We start from the raw sequence: 7,929 nt of genomic DNA on the forward strand, positions 1-7,929 counted from the left end.
CCCCACAAAAAAACTCCTGCTTTCGTTCTATTCACCAAAACGAAGCAGGAGATTTTTTATGTGACAAGCGCTTTCCGCTCTCGAAACCCTTCTATCAATTAAACACCAACCTATCTGTGTCATATCCGCGTTTCCGCAGCTCATCAAGAAGTTGCTGAAGCACGTCGTCGGGCAGTTTCTCTTCCCGACTCATAATCCAGAGATACTTGTCGCTGCTGCTGCCAATCAGCACATAGCGGTAGTCCGGGTCGATGTCGAGCACGTAATAATCGGCATAGAACCACAGGAAGAACGATACCTTCAGTTTGCCGGGGTCATTCGGGTCGGGCTGTTTCGCCTTACCGGTGATTTCCTTGTATTTCCCGTCCTTGTATCCCGCGTTCAGCACCTCGATACGCCCATTCGGAAGCAAGGTGTAAGTGGCCGTCACACGGCTCATTCCTTTTTCAAAACGATGGTCGTAGCGGGCTATCTCATACCATTTTCCCATGAAGCGGGACACGTCGAACTGCGCCACCGTCCGGTTGTCTATCTGGGTGGAATTCCCGCCCTGGCAGCTGCCCAATCCCAGCAGGGCACACAAAAGAATCAGAATCTGTTTCATGTCTGCATTGTTTTAAGGTTCATCTCTCACAAATATACCAAAACTAACTTAATTCTGAAGGAATCCAAGAAAAATAATACGATTCACGATGAATGACAAAACCCGCTTTCCATAGTCCCAGTTTCCAGCCAGTCAATACCAACCTCCATCTGTCCCTGAAACAAACAATCCCGAAGGCACACCGTCTTTTCCGCAGCGAATCATCCTTCTTCCGGAGAATCCGAGCAGTTGTCATTCTGACACATATTCAGCCTATTTAAAAATAAAAGCACACAAGCATTAGGCCATCACACAAAGAATGTATAAATTTATACCGTTTTTATAACCAGGAAACCTATTTAAAAGGAATATGAGAAAGACAAAACTATTTTTTGTAGGCACCTTCATCCTGATGTTGGGAGGAACGGTCGTGCATGCCCAGTCGTGGAGAAACGGCAGGGCCTATACGCTGGACAAACAGTATGCCAGCTATCCTTGTGTGAACTTATTGGACAGTACGAGTGTGACGGTGGAACCCACCGGACAAGGTTCGTTTGCGGTCTGCCGGGCCGTGCGGGTACAGACACCTGCCGGAGCCTTGCAGCAACGGGTATTGAAATACGATTACGACCCGCTGACAGCCGCCGCCACCTTCAAGCGGGTGACCATCTATCATACCGACGGAACATATACGATGGTCGACGTGAGCAAGACCTGCGATTATGCCGCTCCGGCCAGAGCCATTTACTGGGGAGCCCGCCAGATTATGCTGGAGCTGGGTGCCCTGAAACCGGGCGACATCGTCGACTATGAAATCGACAAGAAAGGATTCACCTACGCCTTGCTGGCCGACCTGCCGCAGGAAGGAAACGACTCCCGTTTCATTCCCCCAATGCGCGGACAGTTCTACGACATCGTGCCCTTCTGGGCCACCGAGCCGACCCTGCGGAAGGTGTACCGCGTCAGCCTTCCGGCCGAAAAAGAAATCCAGTTCCAGTTCTACCAGGGCGACTGTGCCTCTTCCATGCGCTACGAGGACGGACGGAAAGTCTACACCTTCGCCAAAAACGAAATCATGCCCTTCCGCCGCGAACCGAACATGGTGGATTTCTATGACGCCGCACCGAAGCTGATGATGTCTACCACTGCCGACTGGAAAGAGAAGTCGCGCTGGTTCTATGGCGTCAATGAAGACTACGGCAGCTTTACTGCCATTCCGGAAGCCCAAAAGAAGGTAGACGAACTGATTCGCGGCAAGAAGACCGAGATGGAGAAAATCGCCGTGCTGACCCACTGGGTGGCCGACAACATCCGTTATGCGGGAATCTCCATGGGGAAAGGTGAAGGATTCACCCTGCACAACCTGAAGATGGATTACACCGACCGCTGCGGCGTGTGCAAGGACATTGCCGGTACCCTGATTTCCTTCCTGCGGATGGCAGGATTCGAAGCCTTCCCGGCCATGACCATGGCGGGCAGCCGCGTGGAGACCATCCCTGCCGACCATTTCAACCACTGTGTGGCCGTAGTAAAGCTCAGTGACGGTACCCTGATGCCCCTCGACCCGACCTGGGTACCTTTCTGCCGGGAACTGTGGAGCAGTGCCGAACAGCAGCAGAACTACCTGCCGGGCACCCCGGAAGGCACCGACCTGTGCCTGACTCCGATTTCCGACCCGGAAAACCATTACGTGCGCATCAAGGCACAGAACACCCTCGACGAGAAGGGCGCCCTGAAAGGCTCCTTCACCATCGAAGCCGAGGGACAGAGCGACAGCAACATCCGGCGCATTTTCACCACCGGCTTCCAGAGCGAATGGAAACATTCTATGGAACGCCAGCTGCTGAACGTCTCCCCGAAAGCCCGGCTGGAAAGCGTGGACTATGGTCGTGCGCCGAAAGACTATCAGAAAGCCCCCATCCGGATTACGTTCCGCTATACCATTCCAGGGTATGCCCTGAAAGGCGAGGAAGGCGAACTCATCTTCAAGCCCTTCGTGCTGAACAACCTCTACACCCAAGTCCTCTCCTACCTGCGGATTGATACCAGCCTGGAGAAACGGGCCTACGGCTTCAAGGACGGTTGCTCCCGTCTGGTTGAAATGGAAGAAAACCTGAAACTCCCGGCCGGATACAAATGGCAAGGAAAGGAAAAACAGGACCAGATGGACGGTACGGGTGCCGGATTCACCGGAAGCCTGAAACAGAGCGGTAACCAGCTGCAGTTGAAAACCTCCCTGCGGTTGAAGAAGCGTGTCTATGAAGCAGCCGACTGGGACAGCTTCCGCAAGGCAGTGAACACCGCCAAAGGATATGGAGAATATATGGTAATCAAAAAGTAATCCCTTATGCGAGGGCTTAACATGAAACGAAAAGCAATGAAAACATTATCGATTTACATAGGAATCATAGGAATGCTTTTGCTGGCTGTCCTGCCGGCCAAAGCCGCATCGGAAGCGGAGTTCCGCAAACTTTCGAAGACCTATACCCTGCGGGCCGACGGCAGCCAGGAGGTACGGGTACAAAAGGAACTGACCCTGTTCACGCATGCCGCCATGAACAGCTTGTATGGAGAAACCTTTATCGTGTACGACCCGGACTTCCAGAAATTGGAAATCCACGAATCCTACACCCGTCAGAAGGACGGTACCGTCATCCAGACTCCGGCCAACGCCTTGGTAGAGGTACTCCCCTCGGCAGCCGCCAATGCCCCGGCCTATAACCGACTGAAAGAGATGGTCGTGGTGCACACCGGACTTGAACTGGGGGCCACCATCGTACTGGACTATTCCATCGTGAGTAAAGCCGGTTACCTGCCGGAACTGGATGTATGCTGCCCGGTGAAAGAACTTTCCCCCATCAAGGAATATACCTTCCGTCTGAACGTTCCGGCCGGAAAAGCGGTACACTACGAACTGCTGAACGCTTCCGCCAAACCGGTCATCACCCAAGGAAGCGGCATGAAAACTTTTACCTGGACACTGAAAGATGTGAAACCCCGTCCGTACGCCTATCCCTCTGCCAGAGGAGCCATGGGACAGGTACAGGCAGTGAGCAGCGGCATGATGCCCGTCTTCATAGCCTCCACCTGGGCGCGCTACGACGAAGCCCTGAAAAGCCTGAAAGCCCAATTCCAGCCCGGCAGCCGTTCCGTCATTGAAGCCAAGGTGGCCGAACTGACCCGAGGAATAGAAGGCAATCCGCAGGCCATCCGCAATGCCATCGCCGGCTACATGACCGAACTGTATCAGCTGGGACGTTGCGGCGTATCCCTGCAAGAAGCCGGCTACCGCCTGCGTCCGGCCTCGGAAGTCATCCGCTCAGCCTACGGTACCCAAGCGGAACTGGTGAACCTGGATGTCACCTTGCAGCAGGCTGCCGGACTGGAAGCAGAAGTGGCCGTCTGCGCCCTGCGTCCGTCCACGAAAGACAATCAGGGACTGTCCGGCCTCGTATCGGTAGTAGCCCAAAGCAAGCTGATGCCCGAGAAGGTCGCCCTGACCGGTACGGAAGAAGCCTGCCTGCAACCCTTCCTGACAGTGACCAACCTGGAAGGAAAACCTCTGACGATGGAAGCCTATCTGAGTGCCAAAGATATGCAGCAAACCGACACCCTGAAAGTAGACGAAACCCAATTGCAACAGCCCGCCGAAGGCTGGGGAATCGTCACCCTGCCCGACCCGACACCCGTACGTACCCTTTATACGTATGCGCCCAACACGACCATTCCTGAAAGCATCCTCCTGCCGAGAACAATGAATTGTACACTGGAGACCCATGTCTGTCTGCCGGAAGGAATGAAAGTCACCCCGCGTGCCGACATGGAAGTCAGCAACGCCTGCGGAAAAGTCACCTTCAGCTACCAGCCGACGAAAGACGGCGTGAAAGTGACCCGCAGCCTCCGGATAAGCCGACAGCTGCAGACTCCGTCCAACTACAAAGAGCTGTATGCCCTGCTGGCAGAATGGCGGGATGCCAACAACCACACACTGGTGGTCAAGAAGACAGCAGAATGACCTGAGAAAGAATCTTCACAAAAAAGGGAGAGCCTTCGGTTTTGCGCCGGGTTCTCCCTTTTTTGTGATACCTCATCATGCGTCAGGACGAAGAATGTTCAGCCTAACCAATTGGTAAAAATCAGGATGCAATCAAAGATTCTTTCAATCAGTTTGTCTATCTTCCTTTTGACACCTTTCCAATATATTTTTCCCATAAAGCTGTCCTCCTCTACAACAAGCCACCATCTACTATTCCATCTATTGCAAATATACTGTTTTTTTCACTTCAGAAACCCCCATACGGCCTTTAAGATATGGCTGATTTAGAACCCAAGAATAGCCACACCCCTTATAATCCACTCAAAGCTGACTCTATCTTATCGCCTCAAATCTGTCATTTTCCTTTTGAGCATATTCCTTAAAGAAACTTATCACATTCGGATAGAAATTCTCAAAGTTGCTATATTTTGCTTGCTTCTTTTCGTATTTTCTCAGCACATTAACCAATTCCGGCATCCACCTGAAGTTTCGTTGCATCTGTTCCAACAGTTCATTCCTTATTTCTTCCGGTTTGTATGCCTTATCCAGCATATAACAGATTACAGCCGCGCGGACAAGCGACTCATTGACCATGGTTTTCCAGTTATTGTATGCCTGTCTCGACATACTCCATTGTGAAGACTTGAACAAATCTACGGCAGCAGGCTCAAGTTCTTTTACGTATGCAGGATATTGGTTTTCATCCAGATAATGATTGATGAAGGAATGGTTAAATTCATGGATCAGTGTCGGCAGGTATTCCTTGCTATACATAGGCCTATCTTCCTTATCCACGTAATAGCCTACCACCGCAAAGACTTCCTTCTTTTTCCCTTTTACCTGCCGGTTTACTCCATAGTTTCCTCCGCCGTTGCAGAAACCGATGATCACCGAAAAAACTTCCTGCGGTTCATTACCATAGAAACGAGGATACCAGTCTATATCAAAATGGTTGACGACATTGTCTTGATAAGACTTGATTCCCTTTTCATAAAGGCTTTTATGGGCTTTGAAAAACGCATTGAATTTTGTCTCTTTATAAAAGTTGTTGAGATGAGACAGAAATTCACCTTTATCCACTTCCATCCATCTTTTGTCCAAGGTGGGGACGTCTTCCTCTATCAATGAAAGAGTACCGTTCCGGTTGTCCAGATGTATAGCCATGGACATGACCGCATCGAAAGAGATGCCATACTTGTTCCGAAGTGCTTGCATATATCCTACAGCCGGATGCGCAGTATTATCCTTAAAATAGCTGTCCATGTCTTTTATGTACTGCCCTGCCATATCCATGTGATATTCCTGAAATCCTGCCATGCGGGACAAGATACTCATCAGTTCCACGTTTTCATTGACCTGCGGAACGACCGACTGCGCCTTTGCCCAAAGACAGCCCATGAGCAAGGCAAAAAGAATCATACATTTTTTCATATCGTAAATGGTTTATTATTCATAAAGCTTGGGAATAGCATCTGTTCCTGCTTAAAAAGACTTCAGCAGTGAACTGTTTACCGTCCTGTCCACCTCCTGTCTCACCTTCTTCGTCTGGCGGCCGAAGTCGAGGGTGTAGGCCAGTTTGATGTGACAGTACCGGCTGTTTGTCTTGAAATCTTCGTCCGAATCGTACGCGTAGAGTGCATGCTGAAACGTCTTTCTGAACTTCCGGTCGGTGAAGGGAGATACGAGATTGACTTCCGCAAAGAAATTCCCTTTGCTATACGTACATTCCAGTCCGTAGTTGACGGGAGTCTCTTCTATACCCAGCGAAGTAGTATTGACGATTTTGTTTCTGAAATTGATATAGGGAGAAAGGCTGAAATCCCCCAGATAGACATTGGCATTAAGGTTACCCGTCAAGTTACGGCTACCGGATTCGCACACGGAGTGGACAGACGTATAGTTGTATCTTATATCGCCCGACAGACTAAACGCCCGGTTGAACGTGTGCGAGGCCGCCAGTATCGCCCCATAATAGTGGATGTTCCCGCGGTTGGTGAACGACTTGACGAGATAGGTATCCTCTGCATAATAGTCGTGGACCACCGGATTATGCTCCAGCTTGTACTGGAGGATGGCCGAAAGCCCCGTTTTCTTTATCTTGCCGGAATGTATCTGTTTCTTCATGGCGCATCCCGTGATAAGAAAATGATTCTTCTTTTTCTACAAATGTATAGAATATTCAGAATAAAAACCCTCTTTTTCCCTTTAAAAAACCTCCCCTATCTGACGGTCGCCCTTCTATTTCAAACGAACAGTGTTCCATCCGTTTATCAAAAACGAATCATTGAGAATCGCAGACCTTCAAAAAGGAAGAATTCCCGGCCAGATTTTCCATTTCCTGTTTCCCGTTTATTTGAATGTTCATCTAAAATCACTACATTCGCAGTAGAATCAAAATCCAGTGGTTATGAGCAAGCTATATCCGGTAGGAGTGCAGAACTTTGAGAAAGTGATTTTGGGCGGTTATGAATATGTCGATAAAACTGCCTTGATTTATGAGTTGTTTAACACAGGAAGTTACTATTTCCTGAGTCGTCCGCGACGTTTCGGCAAGAGTCTGCTGCTGTCGACTCTCGAAGCCTACGCGCAGGGGAAGAAAGAACTTTTCAAAGGACTGGCGCTGGAAAAACTGGAGCGGGACTGGACGGTGTATCCGGTGCTGCACATGGATTTGAACACAGAAAAGTATGATACGAAAGCAAGTCTGGAAAACAAGCTGGAACTGACCCTGAAACAATGGGAGGGAGAATATGGTTATAACCCGGACGAGTATTCCGTAGCGACCCGTTTTGAGGGAGTGATTCGCCGTGCATGCGAGCAGACAGGCCGCCGGGTGGTGATTCTCATCGATGAATACGACAAGCCCATGCTGCAGGCCATCGGCAACGAAGCCTTGCAGAACGAGTACCGCAGCACCCTGAAGGCGTTCTACGGGGCGTTGAAGTCCATGGACGGCTGCATCCGCTTCGCCCTGCTGACGGGAGTGACCAAGTTCGGAAAGGTCAGCGTGTTCAGCGATTTGAACAACCTGATGGACATTTCCATGGACGACCGCTATGTGGAAATCTGCGGCATCAGCGAGAAGGAAGTGCACGCCTACTTTGAAGAGGATATTCACGCACTGGCTACGGCTACGGGGATGAGTTACGAGCAAGCGTGTGCGGAACTGAAAGCCAATTACGACGGCTATCATTTCACGGAAAATGCCGTGGGCATGTACAATCCGTTCAGCCTGCTGAATACCTTTGCGAAGAAAAAGTTCGGCAGCTACTGGTTTGAGACAGGCACGCCCACCTACCTCGTCGAGCTG

General features: G+C 50.4%; 6 protein-coding genes. 3 read left to right on the forward strand and 3 right to left on the reverse strand.

What is annotated here, in order from left to right; genetic code table 11:
- Positions 1-94: 94 nt before the first annotated feature.
- Positions 95-604 (reverse strand): lipocalin family protein, encoded by a 510-nt coding sequence (locus OCV81_RS05885; RefSeq protein ID WP_148329186.1) that lies wholly within the window; start codon positions 602-604, stop codon positions 95-97.
- Positions 605-995: 391 nt separating this feature from the next.
- Here OCV81_RS05885 and OCV81_RS05890 point away from each other — a divergent pair, with 391 nt between their 5' ends.
- Positions 996-2,924: a DUF3857 domain-containing protein gene (locus OCV81_RS05890; RefSeq protein WP_394802521.1), complete on the forward strand. Its 1,929-nt coding sequence runs from the start codon at positions 996-998 to the stop codon at positions 2,922-2,924.
- A 36-nt stretch (positions 2,925-2,960) separates the two neighbouring features.
- A complete protein-coding gene (locus tag OCV81_RS05895) occupies positions 2,961-4,598 on the forward strand; it encodes a DUF3857 domain-containing protein (protein ID WP_148329190.1) in 1,638 nt (545 codons plus the stop codon).
- Between the two features lie 354 nt (positions 4,599-4,952).
- On the opposite strand, the gene OCV81_RS05900 is transcribed toward OCV81_RS05895, so the two are convergent.
- Positions 4,953-6,050, reverse strand: a complete 1,098-nt coding sequence (locus tag OCV81_RS05900) for a DUF4932 domain-containing protein (RefSeq protein ID WP_148329192.1) — start codon at positions 6,048-6,050, stop codon at positions 4,953-4,955.
- A 51-nt stretch (positions 6,051-6,101) separates the two neighbouring features.
- On the reverse strand, positions 6,102-6,743 hold the full coding sequence (locus OCV81_RS05905) for a hypothetical protein (protein WP_148329194.1): 642 nt from the start codon (positions 6,741-6,743) through the stop codon (positions 6,102-6,104).
- 283 nt (positions 6,744-7,026) lie between these two features.
- On the opposite strand from OCV81_RS05905, the gene OCV81_RS05910 reads away from it, so the two are divergent.
- Positions 7,027-7,929: ATP-binding protein (locus OCV81_RS05910; protein WP_148329227.1), on the forward strand; the 903-nt coding region annotated here is incomplete at its 3' end.

The sequence above is a fragment of the Phocaeicola fibrisolvens genome, from assembly GCF_025567125.1.
Classification (GTDB): domain Bacteria; phylum Bacteroidota; class Bacteroidia; order Bacteroidales; family Bacteroidaceae; genus Phocaeicola; species Phocaeicola fibrisolvens.